The organism is Arthrobacter sp. Y3224198, from assembly GCF_059090025.1.
The window spans coordinates 1-1889 of the sequence record NZ_JBNHFG010000067.1 but is presented as its reverse complement, the minus strand read 5'-3'; the positions used below and the strand labels follow the sequence as shown (position 1 = coordinate 1889).

Sequence of the window (1889 nt, the reverse complement as noted above, 5' to 3'; positions counted from 1 at the left end):
GGCCGGGGCCGCCGGGGGTGGCGGCTTGTGTGCGGCGTCACCGCCGCGGCCGAGGCAGTGCCGGGGGAAACGGCCAGCGGAGAACAAACGGACGCCCCGGGATGTCCCGGGGCGTCCACTTTCTTCTCCCCCGCAGGGACGGAGGTATTACTTGGCGTTGTCGGCGGCCGTGGCTGCGTCGGCAATCATCGGTACCACGTTGTCCAAGGCGTAGGGAATGCTCAGGACGTTGATGGCGGACGTGGAGAACACGCGGGTCGGGTCGGCGTCGGCCACCAGGCTGCCGTTCTTGACCGCGGGGATCTGGCTCAGCAGCGGGTCGGCGGCGATGGTCTCGGCTACGTCCTCGCTGGCCACCCAGCTGATGAAGATGTCGGAGTCCAGCTGGTTGAGGTTCTCATCGGACCAGGGGATGTAGAACTCGTCGCCCTTGGTGTTCTCCGCCACCACGGGTGCCTGGGTCAGGCCCAGCGACTCCATGAACTTGGGGCGGTTGTCCAGGGCGGTGTAGACGGAGTTCTCCGCACCCGGGGCGAGGTTGCCGTAGATGAAGGTCTTGCCTTCAAGCTGCGGGTACTCGGCGGCCTTGTCGGTAATGGCCTTTTCGGTGTCCGCCACCAGCTGGTCGGCCTTGTCGCTCAGGCCCAGGGCCTTGCCGGTCAGGGTGGCGGTGTCCTGCCACGAAGTGCCCCAGGGTGCGTCGGGGTAGGCCACCACGGGGGCGATCTTGCTCAGCTTGTCGTAGTCCTCCTGGGACAGGCCGGAGTAGGCAGCCAGGATGACGTCCGGGTTCGTGGCGGCGACGTCGTCGAAGGCGATGCCGTCGGCTTCGGAGTACTGCGCCGGTGCCTTGTCGGAACCAATGGATGCATCCAGGTCTTCCAGCGCATCGTCGATCCAGGGCGTGGTGCCCTGGTCATTGCCGCCGAACTCGATGGTGGGCATTCCCACGGGCACGACGCCGAGGGCCAGCGCTGTTTCGGCGTTGGCCCACGCGACGGTGGCCACGCGTTCGGGCGCTTCCTCAATGACCGTCTCACCGAACGCATGCTCGATGGTGACGGGGAACTGGTCGGCGGCGGCGGCACTGCCGGTGGATTCACCTTCCCCGGTGGCACCGGTGGAGCAGGCGGAAAGGGAGAGAACGACGACGGCGGCCGCAGCTGCGGCGCGGCGCATCCGGGACAGGGCCATAGTGGGCTCCTTGGATCACGTAAAACGGACGGAATGGATCCCGCGGAAGCGGATCTAAAAGTAAGGTTAGCCTAGGTTTGCCCCAATTACGCAACGCTAATCTTGCGTAATCCACCGCCCAGTCCGTAAGGCGTGTCAGCCCTTCCCCCGGGCCAGCCGGCGAAGGTCCGCCTCCGGGTCCTGGAGCAGGGCAGGATCAACCCGGCGGCCGGTTTCGATCAGCTTCCGGGCGGCCCGCACGGCGGTTCCCCCGTCCACGGCGGCCACGCCCGCCAGCACGCCTTCCCCGTCCAGCCGGAAGACCATGAACCCGGGGCCGGGGTCTCCGCGAAGCACCGTCTGTCCGGGGCCGGCAAGGCTTCCCGCCACCTCCACATGCATGCCGTACCGGTCCGACCAGAACCAATCCGGCGCGGCTGCCGCCGGCTCGACGCCGAGGATGCCTGCTGCCGCCGCCTCGCCCGTCCGCCGGGCGGCGTCCCAGTGCTCGAAGCGGCGGCCGGGACTGCCGTCTGGGTTTCGGCGGCGGGAGGAGTCTCCGGCGGCAAAAACCCCGGGCTGCGAGGTGCGTCCGCACCCATCCACCAGCACCCCGTCCTGGAGAATGTGGTGGGCCGGGAACGGCTGCGCCTGGGGTTGTCGCAGGCGCAGCTTGCTGAGCGGCTGGGCGTTTCTCGGCAGACTGTGATCAGTAT

3 protein-coding genes are annotated in these 1889 nt (G+C 68.1%); 1 reads left to right on the top strand and 2 read right to left on the bottom strand.

Features of this window, described 5'->3' with window-relative positions; all coding sequences use genetic code 11:
• Positions 1-147 precede the first annotated feature (147 nt).
• A complete protein-coding gene (locus tag AC5RUF_RS16310) occupies positions 148-1194 on the bottom strand; it encodes an iron-siderophore ABC transporter substrate-binding protein (protein WP_494131290.1) in 1047 nt (348 codons plus the stop codon).
• Positions 1195-1329: 135 nt separating this feature from the next.
• Positions 1330-1575, bottom strand: a complete 246-nt coding sequence (locus AC5RUF_RS16305; protein WP_494131289.1) for an oxidoreductase C-terminal domain-containing protein — start codon at positions 1573-1575, stop codon at positions 1330-1332.
• On the opposite strand from AC5RUF_RS16305, the gene AC5RUF_RS16300 reads away from it, so the two are divergent.
• Positions 1570-1889, top strand: a 320-nt coding sequence (locus AC5RUF_RS16300; RefSeq protein WP_494131288.1) for a helix-turn-helix transcriptional regulator, incomplete at its 3' end; no start/stop codon positions are given. The genes AC5RUF_RS16305 and AC5RUF_RS16300 overlap by 6 nt on opposite strands.